At 71.5% G+C, this 23,061-nt stretch carries 18 protein-coding genes; 10 read left to right on the top strand and 8 right to left on the bottom strand.

The annotated features are described in order from the left end of the window. Window positions 1-43: 43 nt before the first annotated feature. The 6 genes from ABD286_RS17105 (at window position 44) to icmA (ending at window position 7,649) form a co-directional block, all read left to right on the top strand. Window positions 44-364: a thiamine-binding protein gene (locus ABD286_RS17105; protein ID WP_344195697.1), complete on the top strand. Its 321-nt coding sequence runs from the start codon at window positions 44-46 to the stop codon at window positions 362-364. A gap of 153 nt (window positions 365-517) precedes the next feature. Further along, complete coding sequence (locus ABD286_RS17100) at window positions 518-3,604, top strand: FtsX-like permease family protein (protein WP_344195695.1); 3,087 nt, start codon at window positions 518-520, stop codon at window positions 3,602-3,604. Further along, on the top strand, window positions 3,601-4,443 hold the full coding sequence (locus ABD286_RS17095) for an ABC transporter ATP-binding protein (RefSeq protein WP_344195693.1): 843 nt from the start codon (window positions 3,601-3,603) through the stop codon (window positions 4,441-4,443). The genes ABD286_RS17100 and ABD286_RS17095 overlap by 4 nt, the downstream gene beginning before the upstream one ends. Beyond that, window positions 4,436-5,113, top strand: a complete 678-nt coding sequence (locus ABD286_RS17090) for an ABC transporter ATP-binding protein (protein ID WP_344195691.1) — start codon at window positions 4,436-4,438, stop codon at window positions 5,111-5,113. Before ABD286_RS17095 ends, ABD286_RS17090 begins: the two co-directional genes overlap by 8 nt. A gap of 10 nt (window positions 5,114-5,123) precedes the next feature. Next, a complete protein-coding gene (locus ABD286_RS17085; protein WP_344195689.1) occupies window positions 5,124-5,639 on the top strand; it encodes a MarR family winged helix-turn-helix transcriptional regulator in 516 nt (171 codons plus the stop codon). A 258-nt stretch (window positions 5,640-5,897) separates the two neighbouring features. Beyond that, complete coding sequence (icmA, locus tag ABD286_RS17080; RefSeq protein WP_344195687.1) at window positions 5,898-7,649, top strand: coenzyme B12-dependent isobutyryl-CoA mutase large subunit; 1,752 nt, start codon at window positions 5,898-5,900, stop codon at window positions 7,647-7,649. Here icmA and ABD286_RS17075 read toward each other — a convergent pair. After that, on the bottom strand, window positions 7,646-8,296 hold the full coding sequence (locus ABD286_RS17075; protein WP_344195685.1) for a TetR/AcrR family transcriptional regulator: 651 nt from the start codon (window positions 8,294-8,296) through the stop codon (window positions 7,646-7,648). The genes icmA and ABD286_RS17075 overlap by 4 nt on opposite strands. A 137-nt stretch (window positions 8,297-8,433) precedes the next feature. On the opposite strand from ABD286_RS17075, the gene ABD286_RS17070 reads away from it, so the two are divergent. Genes ABD286_RS17070 through ABD286_RS17055 form a run of 4 tightly spaced genes read left to right on the top strand, consistent with a single transcriptional unit; the run spans window position 8,434 to window position 12,544 of the window. Then, window positions 8,434-9,096 carry a hypothetical protein gene (locus tag ABD286_RS17070; RefSeq protein ID WP_344195683.1) on the top strand — a complete coding sequence of 221 codons (663 nt, stop codon included), beginning with the start codon at window positions 8,434-8,436 and terminating at the stop codon, window positions 9,094-9,096. Next, window positions 9,093-10,109, top strand: coding sequence for a DUF8094 domain-containing protein (locus tag ABD286_RS17065; RefSeq protein WP_344195681.1), 1,017 nt, complete (start codon window positions 9,093-9,095; stop codon window positions 10,107-10,109). The genes ABD286_RS17070 and ABD286_RS17065 overlap by 4 nt, the downstream gene beginning before the upstream one ends. Before the next feature lie 52 nt (window positions 10,110-10,161). Then, window positions 10,162-11,178, top strand: a complete 1,017-nt coding sequence (locus tag ABD286_RS17060; protein WP_344195679.1) for a tetratricopeptide repeat protein — start codon at window positions 10,162-10,164, stop codon at window positions 11,176-11,178. Between the two features lie 55 nt (window positions 11,179-11,233). Further along, window positions 11,234-12,544 carry an ATP-grasp domain-containing protein gene (locus ABD286_RS17055; RefSeq protein ID WP_344195677.1) on the top strand — a complete coding sequence of 437 codons (1,311 nt, stop codon included), beginning with the start codon at window positions 11,234-11,236 and terminating at the stop codon, window positions 12,542-12,544. Window positions 12,545-12,661: 117 nt separating this feature from the next. On the opposite strand, the gene ABD286_RS17050 is transcribed toward ABD286_RS17055, so the two are convergent. The 7 genes from ABD286_RS17050 to ABD286_RS17020 all read right to left on the bottom strand — a co-directional run bounded on the left by ABD286_RS17050 (window position 12,662) and on the right by ABD286_RS17020 (window position 22,951). Beyond that, window positions 12,662-12,841: a hypothetical protein gene (locus ABD286_RS17050; protein WP_344195675.1), complete on the bottom strand. Its 180-nt coding sequence runs from the start codon at window positions 12,839-12,841 to the stop codon at window positions 12,662-12,664. Between the two features lie 69 nt (window positions 12,842-12,910). After that, window positions 12,911-14,554: a phosphoglucomutase (alpha-D-glucose-1,6-bisphosphate-dependent) gene (gene pgm / locus ABD286_RS17045; RefSeq protein ID WP_344195673.1), complete on the bottom strand. Its 1,644-nt coding sequence runs from the start codon at window positions 14,552-14,554 to the stop codon at window positions 12,911-12,913. Beyond that, window positions 14,551-15,117: a VanZ family protein gene (locus ABD286_RS17040; RefSeq protein ID WP_344195671.1), complete on the bottom strand. Its 567-nt coding sequence runs from the start codon at window positions 15,115-15,117 to the stop codon at window positions 14,551-14,553. Before ABD286_RS17040 ends, pgm begins: the two co-directional genes overlap by 4 nt. Then, a complete protein-coding gene (gene glgB / locus ABD286_RS17035; RefSeq protein ID WP_344195669.1) occupies window positions 15,114-17,714 on the bottom strand; it encodes a 1,4-alpha-glucan branching protein GlgB in 2,601 nt (866 codons plus the stop codon). Before glgB ends, ABD286_RS17040 begins: the two co-directional genes overlap by 4 nt. Further along, entirely contained in the window at window positions 17,711-19,147 is a 1,437-nt protein-coding gene (locus ABD286_RS17030) for a maltokinase N-terminal cap-like domain-containing protein (RefSeq protein ID WP_344195667.1), read from the bottom strand. The genes glgB and ABD286_RS17030 overlap by 4 nt, the downstream gene beginning before the upstream one ends. After that, window positions 19,140-20,849 (bottom strand): maltose alpha-D-glucosyltransferase, encoded by a 1,710-nt coding sequence (treS, locus tag ABD286_RS17025; protein WP_344195666.1) that lies wholly within the window; start codon window positions 20,847-20,849, stop codon window positions 19,140-19,142. The genes ABD286_RS17030 and treS overlap by 8 nt, the downstream gene beginning before the upstream one ends. Then, complete coding sequence (locus ABD286_RS17020) at window positions 20,849-22,951, bottom strand: alpha-1,4-glucan--maltose-1-phosphate maltosyltransferase (protein WP_344195664.1); 2,103 nt, start codon at window positions 22,949-22,951, stop codon at window positions 20,849-20,851. The genes treS and ABD286_RS17020 overlap by 1 nt, the downstream gene beginning before the upstream one ends. Window positions 22,952-23,061 lie beyond the last annotated feature (110 nt).

Raw genomic sequence — 23,061 nt, 5'->3', positions numbered from 1 at the left:
GTGGGGCCGCGGCGGACGCAGCCACGCGGCATACGGTGGACGCATGCTCGTTGCCTTCTCCGTCGCCCCGTCCGTCGCCGCAGACTCCACAGGTTCGGTGAGTGAGGCGGTCGCTGCGGCGGTCGCCGTCGTCCGCGCCTCCGGCCTGCCGCACCGCACCGACTCGATGTTCACGACCATCGAGGGGGAGTGGGACGAGTGCCTGGCCGTCGTCAAGGGCGCGGTCGACGCCGTCGCCGCCTACGGGCCGCGCGTCTCGCTCGTCCTCAAGGCCGACATCCGCGAGGGGTTCACCGGCGAGCTGACCGGCAAGCTCGACCGCCTCGAGGCGGCCATCGATGCGCAGGAACAAGCACAGGAGTAGTTCCTGCCTGCGGTGCTGACACCGTGAATCGTTGCCGGAACGTGCTCTCCAGCCGCACGTTCTCGCCCTAGGGTCGGTCCGGGCGTCGGGGATGAGCCGGCGTCCGGTGACCACCAGGACGAACCAGCAGCGCAGCAGGGGAGGCGATCGGTCGTGTGGGCAGCCATCCGCTACCGCCGCGCGCAGGCGATCGTGCTCGTCCTGCTCTCGACCCTGGTCACGGCCTGTGCGGTCTTCGCGCCCCTCTACGAACGCTCCCTCGAGCAGTCCCTCCTGAGGTCCGCCGTGGACGGGGCCCCGGTTGCCGACACCGCGCTCGTCGCGCGCGGGGGAAGGTCGCCGGTGAACCCCGAGCTGCGTCCGGCAGACCTCTCCTCCTCGGTCCCCGCGCAGGTCAAGGCGCTCTACTCGGCGCCGATCGGCCAGATGTCGGACCTGGTCGACATCGTGCCGCGGACCGGCCTCAAGCCGTCGCCGGGGCGGATGGTCTCCCGCAGCGACGTGTGCGCGCACCTCACCCTCACCACCGGCCGCTGCCCGACGGCCGCCGGGGAGGTCCTCGTCTCGGCCAAGGACCAGAAGGCCTGGAGCTGGCAGCTCGGGCAGGAGTTCACCACGCCCGTCCCGGGGCCGGACAGCAACGTCTACCCCCGGCCACCGGACGTGCAGGCCACGCTCGAGGTCGTCGGCGCCTACGAGGTGGAACCCGACGCGTCCTACTGGCTGCGCACCACGCTCGACGGCAAGTCCGGCACCCTCGTGGTCGTCGGCACCGAGCCCGTCCCGGCGATCGACGACTTCGTCACCACCGAGGACACCTTCGACGCGGCCTGGGGGCAGGTGACGTCCACGCTGAGCTTCCCGCTGCGCCGCGAGCTGCTGTCCGTCGACAACCTCGACGAGGTCATCGGCGTGATCGGCGCGAAGGCCAGCACGACCAGCCAAGGTGGCCTGCTCGTCGAGAGCGAGCTGCCCCTCGTCATCCAGGCGGTGTCGGGTGGCCAGAAGCAGCTGCGGGTCATCGTCCCCCTCCTCATGGCCCAGCTGGCGCTGCTCGCCGGGGCGATCCTGCTCCTCGTGGCGCAGGCCGCGGTCGAGCAGCGCCGCCCCGAGGCCGCCCTCGCCCGACTGCGAGGACGCAGCCGGGAGGGCGCCGGGCGACTGGTCATGGCCGAGCTGGGACTCACCGTGGCGATGGGGCTGCCCCTGGGGTTCGGGCTCGCGGTCCTGCTGTCGGAGGCGGTGCGGCGGACGCTGCTGGCTCCCGGTGTGCCCTTCGAGGTCCCGGTGCTTGCACTCGTGGCCGTCGGCCTCGCCGCACTCGTCTGCGCCGTGGCCATCGTCGTGGCCGTGCGTCCCCTGCAACGGCAGGCGATCTCGGCCCTCCTGCGGCGGGTGTCACCCGGTCGGGCCGGCGCGTTCGCCGTGGTCGACATCCTCGCGGTGGCGCTCGCGGTGTTCGGGATCGTCGGGCTGGCGACACGGACCCTCACCGGTCCGCTCGCCCTGCTCACCCCGACGCTCGTGGCCCTGGCGGGAGGGCTCGTCGTCTCCCGCCTCGCGGTGCCGGTCGCCCGGGCGACGGGCCGGGCGAACCTGTCCCGGGGGCAGATCGGCCCTGCGCTCACCGCGTTCGGGCTCCAGCGCCGACCGGCGATGCGCAAGGTCGTCACGGTGGTGAGCGTGGCCGTCGCGCTCACCGTGTTCGCGGCGAACGCCGTCGTCGTCGCCAACCGCAACTGGACCTCCCGGGCCGAGCTCCAGACCGGCGCCCCGGTGGTCCTCGAGACGGACAGCGTCAACCCCACGACCCTGGCGAAGGCCGCTCGCTCGATCGACCCGACCGGTGACCGCGTCACCCCGGTGGCCGTCATCCGGCAGACGGCAGCCGGGTCCACCCCGACCATCGCCGTGGACGCCGAGCACTTCGCCTCCGTGGCCTACGTCCCGGCAGGGCAGGAGCTGCGCCTGTCCGCGCTGAAGCCACCCCCGGTCGGCACCGTCGTCCTCGAGGGGCAGCAGATCACCGGCAAGGTGACCTGGCAGCTCTCGTCGCAGTCCGACAGCCTCGCCGGCCCCTCGCCGGCCGCCGACCTCGCGCCGGTCGAGATGCGGCTTCTGGTGACGGGTCCGGACGGCACCGCCCTGGTGCGGCAGGTGACGACGTTCCCCGCCAACGGCTCCGGGAGCCGGGTCCTGTCGACCCCGTTGCTGTGCCCGGACACCTGTCGCCTGGCCGGCATCGACTTCCGGCCCACCGACCGCGCGTCGAAGTCGGTGTCCGGCACGGTCACCGTGAGCGGGCTCGGTGTCGACGGCACGTCCGTGGGCATCTCCGACCCAGGCAGCTGGAACCCGTTCGTCCCCGTCTCCAGCGGCACCACCGACGCCCTCGACCTCACCAGCCCGGCGGCCGACACGATGCAGTTCCGCCTCAGCAGCAGCGGGGTCGCCGTCGGTCGCACGTATGGCGACGTCCCCGCCACGGTGCCCGGCCTCCTGGCCGGAGTCGTGCCTCCCGGGGGGACCCCGGGCTCGTTCACCGCGTCCAGCCTCACGGGTGCACCGTTGACGGTGGCCTCAGCGCAGCGCCCCGCGGCCCTTCCGGTCGTCGGCGCCCGAGGGGTGATGGTGGACTACTCCACCCTGACGCGCCTCGGTGGCACGCTGACCTCCGGCGGCACGCTCTCCGTGTGGCTCCGGGACTCCGGGCAGGTCGACGAGGTCCGAGCAGGTCTGCGGGACAACGGGATCGGCGTGCTGCGGACCAACACCTACGACGCCGCCAAGAAGCGCCTCGACACCTCGGGGTCCGGGTGGGGCGTGCGGTTGGCCGTCTTCACCGGTCTCATGGCGCTCGTCCTCGCGGCGCTGGTCGTCATCGTCATGACCGTGACGGGTTGGCGCGTCGTGGCTCGCGACCTGGCGGCCCTGCACATGGCCGGGGTGCGACTGCCCGTGCTGCGCCGCGCCCTCGTGCGCGAACAGGCCCTGCTCGTCGGGGTCGGCACCGCCGTGGGCACCGTCTGCGGTGCGGTCTCCGCACTCGTGGCGATGCCGCTGCTGCCGCTGTTCGACGACCCGGGCACCCCCGTCCCCGCGGTCCAGATCACGCCGTCGGTGCCGGCGGTGCTGCTCGCCACGCTCGCCTGCCTCCTGGTCCTGCTGCCCGTCGGGGCGGCTGCCGCAGTCGGGTGCGGTCGGCGGATCGCCCTGCGACGCATCAGGGAGTCGCTGTGAACGGGCTCGGGGTCAGCACCCGCGGACTCGTGCACATCTACCGCGCCGAGGGCCACGACGTCGCCGCGCTGTCCGGCGTCGACCTCGTCGTCGACCCCGGCGAGGTCGTCGGCCTGCTCGGTCCGTCCGGGGCCGGCAAGTCCACGCTGCTCACCCTCTTCGGCGGGCTGATGCGTCCGAGTGCGGGGCGGGTGCGGGTGGGGGAGCACGAGCTGTCCACGATGACCGAGCCGGAGCTCGACCGCTTCCGGGCGGCCGATGTCGGCATCATCCTCCAGGGCGCCGTGCGAAACCTGTTGCCCTACCTCACAGCCCGCCAGAACGTCGAGTTCGCCCAACGCTCCGCGAGGAAGGCGGGGCGCGCGGTCCCGTCAGCCGGCGAGGTGCTCGAGCTCGTCGGGCTCGACGGCGCCGCGACAGCTCCGCTCGACTCGCTGCCGCCCGGCCAGCTCCAGCTCGCCGCCCTCGCGGTGTCGCTGGCCAGCCGTCCCGGCCTGCTCCTCGGCGACGAGCCGACCAGCCAGCTGCACCACACCTCGCGCGACGTCGTGCTCGATGCCCTGCACCGGGTCAACCAGGAGTGGGGGACCACGATCGTCGTCGTCACCCACGACCCCGATGTCGCTGCGCGCCTGCCGCGCACCGTCACCATCCGTGACGGCCGGGTCGGGAGCGAGGGCCGAGCGGGTGAGGAGTATGCCGTGGTGTCGGCGGACGGGTCCCTGCCGCTGCCGGCCGCGGCGGTCGACGCGTTCCCTCCCGGCGCGCTCGTCCGGGTCCACCACGTCGACGGGGTCTGGACCCTGATCCCCCAGGACGGAGGCCCGACCGATGGCTGACGACGACCTCGAGACGCCGCCGCTGGTGATCGACGCCGTCACCGTCCGGTACGGCGACACCGTGGCGGTCGACGCCGCGTCGTTCGACGCCTACGCGGGCGAGTTCATCGCGGTCACGGGCCACAGCGGGGCCGGCAAGTCCTCGCTGCTGTGGGCGATCGCCGGTGCGGTGACGGCCGAGGGTGCGGTGCGGCTCGGGGACGACCTCGTCACCGACCGGTCGCAGGGTGCCGGTCTCGGCATCGAGGTGATCCCCCAGGGCAGCGCGCTCGCGGTGCTGCTCACCGCCCAGGAGAACCTCGAGCTCCCGCTGCTGGCCCGCGGCATCCCTGCCCAGGAGGCGCGGCACAGGGTGCAGGAGGCCCTGGCGTCCGTGGGGCTCGAGGAGTCGGGCAGCCACCTCGCGGAGGAGCTGAGCGGTGGCCAGCAGCAGCGCGTCGCCGTGGCGCGTGGGCTGGCGCTGCGCGGCCGGGTCCTGCTGGCGGACGAACCCACCTCCGAGCTCGACCACGACAACCGCGAGAAGGTCCTCGCCCTGCTCCGGGCGGAGGCGCAGCGCGGGGCCATCGTCGTCATGGCGACCCACGACCCCGAGGCCGCGGCGCAGGCCGACGGGGAGATCCGTCTCGATGACGGACACCTCGAGACGGTGCGCGTTCCCCGCAGCTAGCCTGCTGCGCGTGCCCAAGCCCATCCGACTGCCGTTCGACCCGATCACCCGGGCGGCCCAGCTGTGGACCAGGCGCTGGGGTCGGACGTCCCAGCCGCTCGCGATGGCCAGCGCGACCTCGATCATGCGGGTCCAGCAGCTGCTCATCACCGACTACGACGCCCTCGTCGGGCGGCGCGGCCTGAGCTTCGCCCGCTACGAGGCGCTCGTGCTGCTCGCGTTCAGCCGGGACGGACGACTCGGGATGAGCAAGATCGGGCAGCGCCTCATGGTCCACCCGACGAGCGCGACGAACATCGTGCAGCGACTGCACGCCCAGGGCTTCGTCGAGCGGGTGCCCAACCCCGACGACGGCCGCGGCACGCTCGCCGTGATCACCCCGGCGGGACGCGACGCCATGGAGGCGGCGACCAAGGACCTCGTGGAGTCCCGGTTCGGCCTCGGCATGCTCAGCGCGGCCGAGCACGAGCAGCTCTTCGAGCTCCTGCGCAAGGTCCGCATCGGCGCCGCCGACTTCGACGCCTGACCCCGTCCTCCCGCCGACCCCGCCGCCCCGCCCCGCCCCGCAAACCCTGCGGTATGCCGCGTGGCCGGCGCCGCGCCATACCTCTCCTCCCGGGGTGACCCCACGAAACGGTGGTTGCTCGAGGAAACGGCGCACATGGGGCCCGTTTCGTCGAGCAACCACCGTTTCCCGGGGGTGGGGGGTGGGATTGGAGGGGTGGAGCGCGAGCTTGGAGCACGGGGTTGGTGATTACTAGGACGTCCTAGTAAATTGCCGGGTATGACGCAGACCACTCCCGACCAGTCCGGCGCCGCTCGCTGGCAGGCGCGCTACGACGCGGCCCAGTCCACCGGTCGGGTGCGCGACGCCGACTTCACCACGCTGTCCGGGATGGAGGTCGACCCGGCGTACGGCCCCACCGACGGCGAGGCACCCGAGCGCATCGGCTGGCCGGGGGAGTACCCGTTCACCCGCGGCCTCTACCCGACGGGCTACCGAGGCCGCACCTGGACGATCCGCCAGTTTGCCGGCTTCGGCAACGCGGTGCAGACCAACGAGCGCTACAAGATGATCCTCGAGCGCGGTGGCGGCGGCCTCTCCGTCGCCTTCGACATGCCGACCCTGATGGGGCGCGACTCCGACGACCCGATGGCGCTCGGCGAGGTCGGCCACTGCGGCGTGGCCATCGACTCCGCCGCCGACATGGAGGTCCTGTTCAACGAGCTGCCGCTCGAGCAGATCACCACGTCGATGACGATCAGCGGCCCCGCCGTCCCGGTCTTCTGCATGTACCTCGTCGCCGCCGAGCGCCAGGGCGTCGACCTCGGTGTCCTCAACGGCACCCTGCAGACCGACATCTTCAAGGAGTACATCGCGCAGAAGGAGTGGCTGTTCGCCCCCGAGCCGCACCTGCGCCTGATCGGCGACCTCATGGAGTACTGCGCCGAGAAGATCCCGGACTACAAGCCGCTGTCCGTCTCGGGCTACCACATCCGCGAGGCCGGCTCCACGGCCGCGCAGGAGCTCGCCTTCACCCTCGCCGACGGCTTCGGGTACGTCGAGCTCGGCCTGTCCCGCGGCCTCGACATCGACACCTTCGCCCCCGGCCTGTCCTTCTTCTTCGACAGCCACCTCGACTTCTTCGAGGAGATCGCCAAGTTCCGCGCGGCCCGCCGCATCTGGGCCCGCTGGCTGCGCGACGTGTATGGCGCGAAGACCGACAAGGCGCAGTGGCTGCGGTTCCACACGCAGACCGCCGGCGTCAGCCTCACCGCGCAGCAGCCCTACAACAACGTCGTCCGCACCGCCGTCGAGGCGCTCGCCGCGGTGTTGGGTGGCACGAACTCGTTGCACACCAACGCCCTCGACGAGACCCTCGCCCTCCCCAGCGAGCAGGCGGCCGAGATCGCCCTGCGCACCCAGCAGGTGATCATGGAGGAGACCGGCGTCGTCAACGTCGCCGACCCGCTGGGCGGCAGCTGGTACGTCGAGGCCCTCACCGACAAGATCGAGGCCGAGGCCGAGGCGATCTTCGAGCGCATCCTGGCCATGGGCGGCAGCGACCTGACGACCCAGGACACGGAGGGCCTCGCGTCGCTCGTCGCGGAGAACACCGGGAAGACCGGCAACGAGTGGCCGATGACCCGAGGCATCCTGCGCGGCATCGAGGAGGGCTGGTTCATGTCCGAGATCGCCGAGGCCGCCTTCCAGTACCAGGTGGCCCTGGAGAAGGGTGACAAGAAGGTCGTCGGCGTCAACTGCCACACCGCCTCGGTCACCCACGAGCTCGAGATCCTGCGCGTCAGCCACGAGGTCGAGACCGAGCAGGTCGCCGCGCTGGCGACCCGCAAGGCCGCCCGCGACGAGGACGCCGTCCGCGCCGCCGTCGCGCACATGGTCGAGGTCGCCCGCACCGACGACAACATGCTCCCCGCCATGCTCGACGCGGTCCGTGCCGAGGCCACGCTGGGCGAGATCTGCAACGCCCTGCGCGACGAGTGGGGCATCTACCGCGAGCCGGCCCGCTTCTAGTCGGTCGCGCGGGCGGCGCTCGCGGCCACCGCCGCGCGGTGCAGCCGGGCGTAGGCGACGTCGGCGAGCAGCTCGATGAGCCCGTCCACGAATGCCTGGTCCGGCACGCCGGTCGCCAGCGAGCGGTGCATGACCGAACCCACCACGACATCGGCGAGCAGGTCCACGTCGACCATGTCGGGCTGGATCTCACCGCGCTCGATCGCCCGCGCCACGGAGGTCGCGACGAGCGCGTGCAGCCGGGTCGAGAGCGACTCGCGGACCTGCGTGCCGACGCCCTCCGGGTCGCGGGCCGACTCGGCCAGCAACGCGGCATACGCCCCTCCGGTGGAGGGGTCCCGAAGGAGGCGGGCGGCCTCCTCGATGCCCGAGCGCATGTCGGCGGCCAGCGAGCCGTGGTCGCCGACCTCGATCTCGTCGAACGTCGCGGCGACCGCGTGCACGGCCAGCTCGACCTTGCTCGGCCACCGCCGGTAGAGCGTGCTCTTGGCCACACCGGCCCTGGCCGCCACGTGCTCCATCGACATCCGCGCGACGCCCTTGTCGGCGAGGACCTGGCGTGCTGCGGCCGTGATCGCCTGCTCCGTGGCCTCCTCACGGGGGCGTCCGGGACGGCGGTGGTGACTGTGCCGGGCTCGAGTGGTCATTACGGGCGATCATGCCACTGACGTCCCGGTTTGGGTGGCTGAGGATTTGTCCTCAGGGAGCGTCTGGGTCATGGTGGATGACGATGCCGGTGCGGGGAACACTCCCGTGCCGGCCCATTCACGTAAGGAATCTGACTGTGTCGATTGTGGCCAAACGCGCCGTCCTGGCCGTGCTGACCGTGATCGGGCTCGTGCTGCTGGGGCTCGGGTCCTGGTTCACGTTCAACCTCGGCCCCTCCGGTAGCGCGACCTTCACCAGCACCCCCGCGAAGGGCAGTGTCGTCGTCGTCGAGCCCTCGTTGCTCAACCGGATCGAGCGCCCCACCACGGTCACCGTCGTGACCCGTGGCGACAGCCCGGTGTTCATCGCCCGGGCCACCCCGTCCGACGTCGAGGCCGTGGTCGGCGGCGCCGACACCAGGACCGTGACGGGCGCGAAGGTGCGCTCGTGGTCGCTGGTCTCCTCCCGCGCCGGTGCCGGCGCCGCTCCCGCCCTCGCAGGTGCGGACGTATGGCGCGAGAGCCTCCAGGGTGAGGGCCGGGTCCGCCTGGCCGTCTCCCAGGAGGACGCCCCCGAGGCCGTCGTCATCGCCACGGCCGACGGCAAGCCTGCCGACATCGCCGAGCTGAGCGTGACCATCGAGCGACGCACGTGGTTCTTCCAGGCCCTGCTCGTCACCCTCGTCGGGCTGCTGGCCACCGCCGCCGGTGCCGCCGGCCTGTGGCAGCAGCGTCGTCGGCAGGTCCACCCCACGACACCCACCGACGAAGCCCGTCCCACCGAGGAGGTCTCCGCATGAGGAAGCTGACCACCCCCGCGCTCCTCGCCGGCGCCCTCACCCTCGCCCTGACCGGCTGCGGTGCCGGAAGCGCCCTCGTCGGCGTCAACGACGCGGCGCCGGCGCAGGTGACGACCACCGCTCCCATCGACGCCGCGAGTGCGGAGAAGATCGCCGAGCGCGTCATCGCCGCAGCCGATGCCGCCGCTGCGGCGCCGGTCAAGGACGCCAAGGCGGCCGAGGCGGCCAAGGCCCTGCGCGACGAGGCCCTGACCGGCAGTGCGCTCGCGGTCGCCGAGGCCGCGAGCAAGCTCGAGGCCGACCCGGCGGGCACGGCGACGCCGGCGCCCCTGACCCGCAGCGAGCCCCCGAAGGTGCTCGCGGTCTCCCGTGGCACCGCCTTTCCCCGCCTCATCCTCGTGCAGACCGCGACCGCCGAGGGGGCGGCGAAGCTCAACCTCCTCACCTCGCCCGACGCGACGACGCCCTTCCGGCTGAGCGCCGCCGTTACCATGGCGCCCGGCACCCAGGTGGCCGCGCTCGACTCGCTGGACAGCGGGTCGCCGTTGGTCAGCAAGGACACCGAGCTGGCCGTCGAGCCTGCCGCGCTGGTGACGCAGTACGCCGACAGCCTCGCGTACCCCAAGCCGGGCAAGGCGGAGGCGGTCGACACCACCGACCCGTTCTCGACCTCGGTGCGGGCCAACGCCGCGGCCCAGGCCAAGGCCTTCGGCGCGTTGGCCACCCTGACCCAGAAGCACGTGGCCCAGCCGAAGCAGACCGTGGCCATCGCGCTGCGCGGTGGGGGAGCCCTGGTGTTCTCCCTGCTCGAGCGCACCGACACCATCACGCTCAAGTCGGGCGGCAAGTCGCTCACCCCGAGTGCGGAGTTCCAGCGTCTGGTGAAGAAGAAGACGCTGACCAAGAGCGCCGAGCTCAAGTCCTACGAGACCGTGGTCTTCACCGTCCCGGCCGAGGGCAAGGCCGGTGTCGTCGGGGCCGACGAGGTGCTGTTCTCCGCGAAGGGTTCCTGACCTGCTCGGGGCGCGTGCGCACCGGGGCCCGCAGTGAGGAAGAATCGCCACCATGACTGAGCAGCCGTTCACCGCTGGAGGCCTGCGTGGGGCCGTCGACCTCACCGGCCTGAAGGCCACCGCACCGTCCAACGCATCTCGGGCGCCGCAAGGTGGCCCCGCGGGTGCACCGGGTGGTCCCGCCGGAACAGGTGCGGGTGGCGCCGGCGCCAGTGGCGGGGCGCCGACCGGTGTCCCCGGTCGGTCCGGCCTGGTCGTCGAGGGCACCGACGCGAACTTCCAGGAGGTGGCGAACGCCTCGGTCAGCGTCCCGCTGCTCCTGGTGCTGTGGGCCTCCCAGGTGCCGGAGTCCCGCGCCTACCTCGACACGGTGGTCGAGCTCGCGGGCGCGCACGCCGGACGCCTCCAGGTGGTCAGCGTCGACGTCGAGCAGAATCCCACGCTGCTGCGTGCCTTCCAGGTGCAGAGCGTCCCGGTCACGATGGGAATGGTCCAGGGCCAGCCGGTCCCGATGTTCGCCGGGGTCCAGCCCGCAGAGGCGGTGCGCCCCATCCTCGAGGAGTTTCTCGGGCTGGCGGTCCAGCACGGCGTCACGGGACGGGTCGAGGTCGCCGGGACCCCGGCACAGGACGGCGACGAGCCGGTGGAGCCGCCGCTGCCGCCGTTGCACCAGGAGGCCTACGACGCGATCGAGAGCGGCGACCTCGACGCCGCCCACGCGGCATACACGAAGGCGCTCAAGGCGAACCCCGCCGACGCGGACGCCGAGCTGGGCCTGGCCCAGGTCGGGCTGATGCAGCGCACCGAGGGCGCCGACCTCCAGGCTGCCCGCGCCGCCGCGGCGGAGCACCCGACCGACGTCGCCGCCCAGACGCTGGTCGCCGACCTCGACGTCCTCGGCGGTCACGTCGAGGACGCGTTCCTGCGCCTCATCGACCTCGTGCGCGCGACGAGCGGTGACGAGCGCGAGCAGGTCCGCGTGCACCTCGTGCAGCTGTTCGCGGTCGTCGGGGCGCACGACGAGCGGGTGCGCAAGGCGCGCACGTCCCTGATGAGCGCGTTGTTCTAGCCGAACACGTCGACTCCACTTTCGGGGAGGCGCCCCAGCCGACAGGATGGGGCGCATGGCGAAATCGCAGGAACACCTCATCGGACTGCTCCTCGGCGCCGAGGGCGACTGGCCCCGCGCGTTCGAGACGTTGGCCCAGCGCATGGGCGTCATCACCGGGCCGGACGGCACGCAGCACGACGTGTCGACCGAGCGGGTGACGATCGAGCCCTTCAACCTGCGCGACAAGCCTCGTCACGACCTGGTCATCGACCGCCTCGCGCACTGGTACTACCACCCGCGCGAGTGGCTCAAGAAGGTCGCCCTCATGGACGACGTCTACCTGCTCAACAGCCCGTTCACGTTCCAGTCCATGGAGAAGCACTCGGCGTACTGCGCGCTGCTGCGCCTCGGGATGAACGTCCCCGAGACCGTGCTCGTCCCCTACAAGAACCCCCTCGACAACGCGCGCTGGGCCTTCACCTCCGAGAAGTACAACAAGTCCTTCGACCTCGACCGCATCGCCGACGAGCTCGGGTACCCGATGTTCATGAAGCCGTTCGACGGCGGGGCGTGGCGCGGGGTCTCCCAGATCAAGGACCGGGCCGACCTGCACGAGGCGTACGACGACTCCGGCGAGATGCTCATGCACCTGCAGAAGTCGGTCGACGGGTTCGAGGTGTTCGCCCGGGCGCTGACCATCGGCCCCGAGTCGATGGTCATGAAGTTCCGCCCCGACGAGCCCATGCACAACCGGTATGCCGTCGAGCACGGCTTCCTCTCCGAGGGCGTGGGGACCGAGGCGGTCACCATCGCCCAGACGGTCAACGCGTTCTTCCGGTGGGAGTTCAACTCCTGCGAGATGCTCGTCAAGGACGGCGTGGTCTACCCGATCGACTACGCCAACGCCTGCCCCGACGTCGCGGTGACCTCGCTGCACTACTACTTCCCGTGGGCGATGAAGGCGCTGCTCAAGTGGTCGGTGTTCTGTGTGGCCACGGGCCGCAAGGCGAAGACCCAGGTCGACACCGGTCCTTGGTTCGAGATCGCCGACGACCCGGCGCTGGACTACCAGGCGAAGCTCGCTGCCTACCAAGGGCTTTCGGACGACCACTTCGAGACCGACCGCTACCGCGAGTTCTGCGACGCGGCGCTGCCGCACCTCGACGAGATGGTGCTGGAGTGGGTGGACTCCCCGGACTTCCGCGGGCTGCTCACCGACACGATCCGGTCGACGTACCCCCAGCACGAGTGGGACAAGTTCGAGGGCCACTTCGGCGGGCTGACCCGGCTGTGGGTCTCGGACGAGACCTCACGGCTGAGCCCCGGGCGCTCCTCCGCTGACGAGGCCGTCGTCGGTGGACCGGCGCCCGCGCTGACCGACTGACGCCCGCCTCCCCGGGAGGCGAACCGACCCGGGGCGAACCGACCTCGGGGCGAACCGACCCCGGACGCGACTGACGCCGAGGTGGCGGAGCCCGTCAGACGACAGGAGTGGGGGCCTTCAGCAGGCGCGGCACTCCTGCTCGACCTGGTGACGGCGCGCCTCCGGCTGCATGAGCCGGGGACGACGCAGACCACGGACGCGGTCGAGGGTGGCGAGGTTGGGACCGGTGCTGCTCGCTCGGGGAAAGGTGCGAGGCCCGGTCTCGCGGATCTGGCGAGGGGTGTTCGAGGGCGTCATGTCGGTGTCAACGTCGGTCGATGTCCGAGTTGTTCCGCACCGCTGTCCGCTCACAGCGGAGCCACGGGTTCAGCCGCGGAGGGCGGCGTCCACGACCTCCTTGGCCTCGGCCTGCACCTGCGCGAGGTGCTCGGGGCCCTGGAAGGACTCGGCGTAGATCTTGTAGACGTCCTCGGTGCCGGACGGGCGGGCCGCGAACCACGCGCTGTCGGTCGTCACCTTGAGGCCGCCGATGGCTGCGTCGTTGCCGGGAGCCTTGGTCAGCTTGGCCGTGATCGGCTCTCCCGCCAGGGAGTCGGCCGCGACGTCCTCGGGGGACAGGGCGGCGAGCTTCGCCTTCTGCTGCCGGTCGGCGGCGGCGTCGATACGGGCGTAGGCCGGGTCCCCGTGGCGCGCGGTCAGGTCGGCGTAGTGCTGGCTGGGGGACTTGCCGGTCGCCGCGAGGATCTCCGAGGCGAGCAGGGCGAGGATGATGCCGTCCTTGTCGGTGGTCCAGGCCGCGCCACCACGACGCAGGAAGGACGCACCGGCCGACTCCTCGCCGCCGAACCCGAAGCTGCCGTCGATGAGCCCGGGCACGAACCACTTGAACCCGACCGGCACCTCGACCAGCCGCGCCCCGAGGTCCGAGGCGACCCGGTCGATCATCGACGAGGAGACCAGCGTCTTGCCGATCGCGGCGCCCTGCGGCCAGTCGGGCCGTGCCCCGCCGAAGAGGTACTGGATGGCGACCGCGAGGAAGTGGTTGGGGTTCATCAGGCCGGCGTCGGGGGTGACGATGCCGTGCCGGTCGGAGTCGGCGTCGTTGCCCGTCGCGATGTCGTACTCGTCCTTGCGGGCGATGAGGGAGGCCATCGCCGAGGGCGACGAGCAGTCCATCCGGATCTTGCCGTCCCAGTCCAGCGTCATGAAGCGCCACGTGGGGTCGACCAGCGGGTTGACGACGGTGAGGTCGATGCCGTGCCGGTCGGCGATCTCGCCCCAGTACGCGACAGCGGCGCCACCGAGGGGGTCGGCGCCGATCCGGATCCCGGCCTCCTTGATGCGGGCGAGGTCGACGACGTCGGGCAGGTCGTCGACGTACGTGCCGAGGAAGTCGTAGGCCTGCGAGTGGGCCCGGGCACGGGAGTAGGGGATCCGTCGCACGTCGGCGAGGCCCCCGGCGATGAGCTCGTTGGCCCGGGCGGCGATGACCTTGGTGGCGTCGGAGTCGGCCGGACCACCGTGCGGCGGGTTGTACTTGAACCCGCCGTCGTACGGCGGGTTGTGCGAGGGGGTCACGACGATCCCGTCGGCGAGTGCCGAGCCGGTGGTCCTTCCCTCGTTGGCGCGGATGATCGCGTGGCTGACGGCCGGCGTCGGGGTGTAGCCGTCGCGGTCGTCGACCAGGACGATGACGTCGTTCGCGGCGAGCACCTCGAGCGCCGAGGCCCAGGCCGGCTCGCTCAGCGCGTGGGTGTCGCGGCCGATGAACAACGGCCCGTCGTACCCCTGGGAGGCCCGGTAGTCGCAGATGGCCTGGGTCGTCGCCAGGATGTGCGCCTCGTTGAACGCCGTGCGCAGGCTCGACCCGCGGTGCCCCGAGGTGCCGAACGCGACCTGCTGGTCGAGGTCGTCGGGGTCGGGGACCAGCGTGTAGTACGCGGTGACGAGGTGGGCCACGTCGACCAGGTCGGAGGGCTCGGCGGGCTGTCCTGCGCGCGGGTCGTTCATGGGCCCACTCTGCCAGCGTTCCGCCCTGCTGCCCACCGCAGTCCCACGCCGAGTCCACCGACGGCGAGTCCGGTCAACAGGCCCACGTAGTTGTCGCCGAGATCGGTCGTGTCGCAGGCCCGGAGCAGGGAGGGGAAGGCCCACTGGATCGCCTCGATGACGACCGGGAGCGCTGCGACCACCGCGATGACGAGTCCGACGACCACGCGTCGCAGCGTTCGCGACACGAGGACGGCCAGCAGCCCGATCGGGACGAACAGCGCGACGTTGAGCAGGCGCTGGTCGCCCGAGGTGATGGCGGTCCACGACATGTCGGGGACCACCACGGCGCACTGCCGACCGACGAACTCGCCGTAGAGCTCGGGGTTGTCCAGCGTGAGCGGCGGCGTCAGCGTGGCGGTGGCGGTGACCGCCAGCGCACCGAGCAGCAGGACCCACGGGACCACGACCGGCCACCGGCCCCGCCCCCGGTGGAGGGCGAGGCCGGCCAGCACGGCATACGTGATCGCGACGGGGAGGACCAGCGGAGGCACCTGGACCCCGCCGACCCACAGCCCGGTCACTCGGTGGTGTCCTCCGCGGCGGTCGCCCGCGGCGACCCTGCGATGGTCGACGTGGTGGTGGACTCGACGGTCTGCTCGGCGGCGGTGCCTACCGGCGCGAGGTAGACCGCGGACAGTGCGGCGACGCGCACCTCGACCGAGTACGGCTGGCCCTGGGCACCGTGCTCCTGGGCGGTGACGACGACGTCCGCCTGGCTCGGCGTGCCGAACTCGTCGTACCCGCTCGTGTCGAGGATGACCTTCCAGTCACCGGCGTGCGGGACGCCGAGGCGCAGCGGGTCGCGCGCGAGGCCACCGAAGTTGACTGCCACGGCGACCACCGGCCCCTGCCGGTCACGCTGGCCGAAACGCAGGTAGGAGTAGGTGTTTCCTGCTGCGTCGTCGGCGTCGAGCCACTCGAACCCGGCCGGGTCGGCGTCCAGCGCCCACAGTGCAGGGTTCTCGCGGTAGACCCGGTTGAGCTCCTTGACGAGGTTGTGGACGCGGTAGTGCGCCGCGTGGTCGAGCAGCCACCAGTCGAGCTCGCGTCCGTCGGCCCACTCGGCCTCCTGGGCGAACTCGCTGCCCATGAAGAGCAGCTGCTTGCCGGGGTGGCTCCACAGGTAGGCGAGGAACGCCCGCACCGTGGCGAGCTGGTCGTAGCGGCTGCCGGGGGCCTTGCGCAGCAACGAGCCCTTGCCGTGGACGACCTCGTCGTGGCTGATGGGCAGCAGGTAGTTCTCGCTGAAGGCGTACATGAGCGAGAACGTCAGCAGGTGGTGGTGGTACTGCCGGTGGATGGGGTTCTCCTTGAGGTACTTCAAGGAGTCGTTCATCCAGCCCATGTTCCACTTCAGCCCGAAGCCGAGACCGCCGCCGCTGGTGGGCTTGGTGACGCCCGGCCACGACGTGGACTCCTCGGCGATGATCACGACGCCGGGGACCCGCTTGTATGCGGTCGCGTTGGCTTCCTGGAGCAGGCCCACCGCCTCGAGGTTCTCGTGGCCGCCGTGGATGTTCGGCACCCACTCGCCGTCCTTGCGGGCGTAGTCGAGGTAGAGCATCGAGGCGACGCCGTCGACGCGCAGGCCGTCGACGTGGAACTCCTCGAGCCAGTAGACCGCGTTGGCCACGAGGAAGTTGCGCACCTGCATGCGGCCGAAGTCGAAGATGTACGAACCCCACTCGGGGTGCCAGCCCTTGCGCGGGTCCGGGTGCTCGTAGAGCGGGAGCCCGTCGAACCGGGCCAGCGCCCACGGGTCGGTGGCGAAGTGGCCGGGCACCCAGTCGAGGATGACGCCGATGCCGGCCTGGTGCAGGCGGTCGACGAAGTAGCGGAAGTCGTCGGGCCGACCGAAGCGCGCACTCGGCGCGTAGTAGCTCGTGACGTGGTAGCCCCAGGACGGCGGGTAGGGGTGCTCCATGACGGGCATGAGCTCGACGTGCGTGAAGCCGAGGTCGGCCACGTAGTTGACGAGGTGCTCGGCGAGGTCGCGGTAGGAGTGGCCGCTGCGCCACGACCCGAGGTGCACCTCGTAGATGCTCATCGGCTGCTCGTGGTGGTTGCTCTCGGTCCGCTTGGCGAGCCACTCGCCGTCGTTCCAGTCGTACTGCGGCCGGACGACGACCGAGGCGCGGCCCGGCGGGAGCTCGGTGGCCTGGGCCATCGGGTCGGCCTTCTCGCGCACCTTCCCGTCGGCGCCGCGCACGAGGTACTTGTAGAGGGTGCCGTCACCGGCACCGGGGACGAACAGCTCCCAGACCCCGGACTCTCCGAGCAGGCGCATGGGGTGGCTGCGGCCGTCCCAGCCGTTGAAGTCGCCGGTCACGTGCACCGCCTGGGCACGGGGGGCCCACACGGCGAACGACGTGCCGACGACGTTGCCGAGCGGTCCGTCGTACTCGCGGACGTGCGCACCGAGCACGGTCCACAGCTGCTCGTGGCGACCCTCACCGATGAGGTGCAGGTCGAGCGGACCGAGCGTGGGGGCGAAGCGGTAGGGGTCGTCCATCTCGTGCTCGACCCCGTCGGCGTAGCTGACGAGGAGCCGGTAGTCCTGGGTCTCGGCGGCGCCCTCGCGCAGGCCGCCCCACACTCCGTCGGCCTCGTGCTGGAGGTCGAGTCGGGTGCCGTCGGCGAAGCGCACGGCGACGGTGGACGCGAACGGCCGGTAGGCGCGCACGCGCAGCCCCGCCGGCTCGAGGTGATGGCCGAGCAGGTCGTGCGGCTGCTGGTGGCGGCCGTCGGCCAGGGCGCGGATGGCCTCCTCCGGCGTGGAGACCGGGGGCAGGGGCTCGGGGGAGCGGTCGACCGGGGGCTCGGTGGTCGGCGCCGTGGGCGCAGACGGTGAGCCCGCAGGCTTCTCGATGAGCGACTCCTCGGGAGAGGTGTGCGGCGGGACCGACTCCCCCTCGACGGTGGTCGCCGGCTCGACGGTCGGCTCGACCGCCGCGGACTCGGCCGCCGCAGCGACCGGTTCCTCGGCGGGCGGTTCCTCGGCGGGCGGCTCGGCGCCGGCCGGCTGCGGCGCCGGGGCGGGGGCCACCGGAGGCGTCGGCTCGGTGGGGGTCGCCTTGGCCTTCTTGGGCTTCTTGTCCTTCTTGCCGAAAGGGCTCACGGAAGGTCCTTCCTCGCATCGTCAAGCAGTCGGACCACCGCTGTGGTGGGAATGGTCAACCAGGTCGGCCGGTTGCGGGCCTCGTACACGACCTCGTACAGCGCCTTGTCGAGCTGGAACGCGGTGAGCAGCACGGCGTCCTCGCGCGGGTCCCGCCCGGACTGCGCGGCATACCCCTCGAGGAAGGCGCGCTGCGCGGCGTCGACCCACGCGCGGGCGTCCTGCCCGGGGTGGGCCTGCTCCCAGGAGCCGCCCGCGTAGTCGAACGAGCGCAGCATGCCGGCGACGTCGCGCACGGCGAGATCGGGACGGGTGCGCTCGGACAGCGGCCGCAGGGGCTCGCCCTCGAAGTCGAGCAGGACCCAGCCCCGACCGTTCACCTGAAGCACCTGGCCCAGGTGGTAGTCGCCGTGGATCCGTTGCAGCGCAGGCCAGCTCGCGTCGGCAGCACGGTCGAACACGGCGGCGATCCGCTGCTCGTGCTCGGCCAGTCCCGGGACCTCGGACGCTGCTGCGGCGTAGCGGCCACGCATCCCGGCCACCGTGGTGGCGACGGCCTCGGCCGTCACCGGCTCGGTGGGCATGACCTCGGCGAGGCGCGAGTGCACCTCGGCCGTGGCGGCACCGAGCTCACGGGCCCGGTCGGAGAAGTCCTCGTCCGCGGCGATCGCGCGCAGCGCCACGCGCCACGCGTCCTCGGTGCCGGGGAAGAACTCCTGCGCGAAGGCGAGGTGTCCGAGGTCGGACCCCTCGCCGTCGACCGATGGCCACGTGGCGGCCACGGCGCCGACCATGCCAGGGACGCGCAGCGACCCGGCCTCGGCGAGGGCGCCCTGCACGACGACGTCGGGGTTCTCCCCGGCCTGGAGCGTCCGGAACACCTTGCAGATCAACGGTTTCGCGGCGCCCGACTCATCGAGGCAGTCGAAGATGATCGAGGTGTTGGACTGCTCGCCGGACAGCACCCGCGAAGCGGTCAGGGTGGTCTGCGTCGTCCAGGACGGGTGACGCGTCGGCACGACCGCCGGCTCCGCGGTGTCGGAGGCGCTCCCGGCCTGCGGGGTCACCTGGCCGAGCACGAGGGCGAGGAGCTGCGCGGCGTAGACGGGGTCGTGCGTGCCGTCGTAGACCCATCGGGAGCCGAGCACGCTGTGCTCCATGGTCCCGACGAGCGCGTGCTGGCCGCCCTCGAGCGGAGCCCCCCGGTAGGTGAGGGGCACCTGGTAGACGACCTGCTCGGGACCGCCCTCGTCGACGACCAGGAGCGTCTCGATCCCCACGTCACCGGAGGGGTCGTCGAGGCGCCACGACCAGAGCTTGCGCAGGACCGGCGCGCGCCCCTTGGCGGCATACCAGCGCTGGCGCGCCATCCACGGACCGACCAGCTCGAGCTTCGTCGGGGAGATGCTCGCGGTGCTGTGGATCTCAGCCACGGGCAGCACCCGGCACCAGCCGGAGCCAGAAGAAGTCGCGCGAGCCCAACGTCACGGTGATCGTGCCGTCGTCGGAGATCTTCGGGAAGCCGTTGCCCCCGAACAGGTCGGCGAGCTGGGCGCCCTTGAACTCGTCGGGCACGCGGATCGTCGTGGCCTGCGGGCGGCTCGAGAGGTTGTTGATGCAGAGCACCGCCTCGGAGTCGGCGCCGTCCTGGTGGTCCCACTCGACGCGCAGGAACGAGAGCACCGCGTCGTTGTCGGACGGGCAGACCTCGAACGCCCCACGACCGAAGACGGGGTGGCGCTTGCGGATCTCGAGCATGGCCCGCACCCAGTGCAGCAGCGACGAGCTCGTGGCCATCTGCGCCTCGACGTTGACGTTGTTGTAGTGGTAGACGAGCGAGGAGACCACCGGCAGGTAGAGCTTGCCGGGGTCGGCCGCGGAGAAGCCGGCGTTGCGGTCGGGCGTCCACTGCATCGGCGTGCGGACCGCGTCACGGTCGTTGAGCCAGATGTTGTCGCCCATGCCGATCTCGTCGCCGTAGTAGAGGCACGGCGAACCGGGCAGCGACAGGAGCAGGGCGTTGATGAGCTCGATCTCCGCCCGGCTGTTGTCGAGCAGCGGTGACAGCCGTCGCCGGATGCCGACGTTGGCCCGCATGCGCGGGTCGGGGGAGTACCAGCCGTACATCGCCGCACGCTGCTCCGGCGTCACCATCTCGAGGGTGAGCTCGTCGTGGTTGCGCAGGAAGGTGCCCCACTGCGTCCCGGCAGGGATCGGCGGGGTGTCGGCCAGGACGTCGATGATCGGCGCGGCCTTCTCCTCGCGCAGCGAGTAGTAGAGCATCGGCATGACGGGGAAGTGGAAGCACATCTGGCACTCCGGCTCCTCCTCGGTGCCGAAGTAGTCCACGACGTCCGCCGGGGGCTGGTTGGCCTCGGCCAGCAGGATCCGACCCGGGTACTCGGTGTCGACCATCTTGCGGAGCTTGGCGAGGAACTGGTGCGTCTTCGGGTGGTTCTCGCCGTTGTGGCCCTCCTCCTCGTAGAGGTAGGGGACCGCGTCGAGGCGGAAGCCGTCGATGCCCATGTCCATCCAGAACCGCACGACGTCGAACATCGCCTCGTGCACGGCGGGGTTCTCGAAGTTGAGGTCGGGCTGGTGGGAGAAGAAGCGGTGCCAGAAGAACTGCCGACGGATCGGGTCGAAGGTCCAGTTGGAGACCTCCGTGTCGATGAAGATGATGCGCGCGTCGGAGTACGGCTCGTCGGTGTCGGACCACACGTAGAAGTCGCCGAAGGGGCCCTCAGGGTCCGAGCGCGACGCCTGGAACCACGGGTGCTGGTCGCTGGTGTGGTTCATGACGAAGTCGGTGATGATGCGGATGCCGCGGGCGTGCGCCTGCGACACGAGCTCCTGGAAGTCCGGCAGCGTGCCGAACTCCGGCAGCACCGCGGTGTAGTCGGCGATGTCGTAGCCACCGTCTCGCAGCGGTGACGCGTAGAACGGCGGCAGCCAGAGGCAGTCGACGCCGAGCCACTGGAGGTAGTCGAGGCGGCCGATGAGACCGGTGAAGTCACCGGCACCCGACCCGTTGGAGTCGCCGAAGCCGCGGACGAGCACCTCGTAGAAGACCGCGGTCTTGAACCACTCGGGGTCGTGCTTGAGACCAGGCTGGTTGAGGTTGAGACCCTGCATCAGAACCTCCGGATGGCGACGATGTGGACGGGCTCGGTTTCGGGACCGAGTCGGACGTAGACGTGCTCACCCCAGTGCCAGGACGCGCCGGTCAGGAGGTCCTGGGCGGCGATGCCGTCCTCGTAGCCGAGGCCGAGGGCGGGCATGTCGAGGTGGACGGTCGACTCGCGCGTGCTGTGCGGGTCGAGGTTGGCGACGACGACGATGATGTCCTCGCTGCCGTCCGGGAGGGTGCGCCGCTTGGAGAACGCCATGATGTTCTCGTCGTCGACGTGGTGGAACGTGATGTTGCGCAGCCAGTGCAGGGCGGGGTGCTCGCGGCGGATCTCGTTGATGCGCGTGAGGTAGCCGGCCAGCGACTGGCCCTCCTTGGCGCCGCCGGGCTCGTAGTCCTCCCAGTGGCGGTTCTTGTACTGGTACTTCTCGTTGTCGATCTGCTCCTCGGCGCCCGGGCGGGCGACGTGCTCGACGAGCTCGTAGCCCGCGTAGATGCCGTAGGTCGGCACCAGCGTCGCGGCGAGGGCGGCACGCAGCTTCCACGCGGCCGGGCCGCCGAACTGCATGTAGGGCGTGAGGATGTCGTGCGTCGTGGGCCAGAACGAGGGACGCATGTATGCCGCCGCGTCACCGGCGAGCTCCTCGACGTACTCCGTGAGGTCCCACTTCTGGTTGCGCCAGGCGTAGTAGGTGTACGACTGCTGGAACCCGACCTTGCCGAGCGAGTGCATCATCGCCGGCTTGGTGAACGCCTCGGCCAGCCAGATCACCTCGGGGTGGTCACGGGCGACGTCGTCGATGAGCCACTGCCAGAACTCGACCGGCTTGGTGTGCGGGTTGTCGACGCGGAAGATCTTGACCCCGTGGTCGATCCAGACCTGGATCATCCGGCGCATCTCGGCGTAGGACCCCTGGGGGTCGTTGTCGAAGTTGAGCGGGTAGATGTCCTGGTACTTCTTGGGCGGGTTCTCGGCGTAGGCGATCGTGCCGTCGGCCCGCGTCGTGAACCACTCGGGGTTGGACTGCACGTAGGGGTGGTCGGGGGAGCACTGGAGCGCGATGTCCATCGCGACCTCCATGCCGAGCCCCTCGGTGCGGGCGACGAACGCGTCGAAGTCGGCGAAGGTGCCGAGGTCCGGGTGGATCGCGTCGTGGCCGCCGTCGGGGGAGCCGATGGCGTAGGGGCTGCCCGGGTCGTCGGGCCCGGCCTCGAGCGTGTTGTTCGGCCCCTTGCGCGCAGTGGTGCCGATCGGGTGGATCGGCGTGAGGTAGACGACGTCGAAGCCCATGGCCGCGATGGCCGGAAGGCGATCGGCCGCCGTGCGCAGGGTGCCGCTCGTCCACTTCCCGGTGGTCGGATCCTGCACGGCTCCCTCGGAGCGGGGGAAGATCTCGTACCACGCGCCGTACAGCGCGCGCTCGCGCTCGACGAGCAGCGGGAGGTCGGTCGAGGGGCTGACGTGGTCGCGCAGCGGGCGGGCGGCGAGCTCGCGCTCGACCGACGGGTCGGTGCCGGCGTGCAGGCGTGCCAGCGGGGGCCGGCGGGTGTCGCGCAGCGCGGTGATCGCGTCCCGGAGGACGGTCTGCTGCGATGCGTCGCGATCCACCTCGGAAACGGCCCGCTCCAGGACGCGGGCACCCTCCTCGAGCATCATCTCCGCGTCGATGTCGGCGGCCACCTTGATCGAGGCGTCGTGCTCCCACGTCGCGTAGGGGTCCGACCAACCCTCGACGCGGTAGGACCACCAGCCGGGCTCGTCCGCCTCGACGACGGCCTCCCAGGCGTTCAGGCCCGGGTTGGTGCTGGCCATTGGCAGGACGCGCTCGGAGCCGTCGGGGGCGGTGAGGACGACCGAGGCGTTGACGGCGTCGTGGCCCTCGCGGAAGACCGTGGCGGTCACGGTGAACTGCTCGCCGACCACCGACTTCGCCGGGCGGGCGCCACCGTCGACGACGGGGCTGACGTCCTGGACCGGGATCCGGCCGATGGGGGTCTGGGGTGGTCTGGTGGTGGGGGCGGGCGCCGCGCTGGGGCGGGTGCCGGTGCTGCCCGTGGACGGGGCGTCGGGGGAGGTGGGTGTGGTTGCCGGAGGCGTCGCAGTCACGCGCCCGACGCTACTCGGTCTGGGGCCCCGTGCACCTCCCCGGACCACGCGGCACCCATCAGGTGGACCACACGGGAGTGCCGGGGCGACCCCGCGACGGACCGGCCCGT

Origin of the sequence: Pedococcus aerophilus (genome assembly GCF_039532215.1) — a bacterium.
Classification (GTDB): domain Bacteria; phylum Actinomycetota; class Actinomycetes; order Actinomycetales; family Dermatophilaceae; genus Pedococcus; species Pedococcus aerophilus.
This window is presented reverse-complemented; position numbering and strand designations above follow the sequence as displayed.

Excerpts from the sequence above, each read along its gene's own strand:
- ABD286_RS17105 (WP_344195697.1), top strand. The coding sequence starts at position 44 with ATGCTCGTTGCCTTCTCCGTCGCCCCGTCCGTCGCCGCAGACTCCACA.
- ABD286_RS17090 (WP_344195691.1), top strand. The coding sequence starts at position 4,436 with ATGGCTGACGACGACCTCGAGACGCCGCCGCTGGTGATCGACGCCGTC.
- icmA (WP_344195687.1), top strand. The coding sequence starts at position 5,898 with ATGACGCAGACCACTCCCGACCAGTCCGGCGCCGCTCGCTGGCAGGCG.
- ABD286_RS17075 (WP_344195685.1), bottom strand. The coding sequence starts at position 8,296 with ATGACCACTCGAGCCCGGCACAGTCACCACCGCCGTCCCGGACGCCCC.
- ABD286_RS17065 (WP_344195681.1), top strand. The coding sequence starts at position 9,093 with ATGAGGAAGCTGACCACCCCCGCGCTCCTCGCCGGCGCCCTCACCCTC.
- ABD286_RS17060 (WP_344195679.1), top strand. The coding sequence starts at position 10,162 with ATGACTGAGCAGCCGTTCACCGCTGGAGGCCTGCGTGGGGCCGTCGAC.
- ABD286_RS17055 (WP_344195677.1), top strand. The coding sequence starts at position 11,234 with ATGGCGAAATCGCAGGAACACCTCATCGGACTGCTCCTCGGCGCCGAG.
- ABD286_RS17050 (WP_344195675.1), bottom strand. The coding sequence starts at position 12,841 with ATGACGCCCTCGAACACCCCTCGCCAGATCCGCGAGACCGGGCCTCGC.
- pgm (WP_344195673.1), bottom strand. The coding sequence starts at position 14,554 with ATGAACGACCCGCGCGCAGGACAGCCCGCCGAGCCCTCCGACCTGGTC.
- treS (WP_344195666.1), bottom strand. The coding sequence starts at position 20,849 with ATGCAGGGTCTCAACCTCAACCAGCCTGGTCTCAAGCACGACCCCGAG.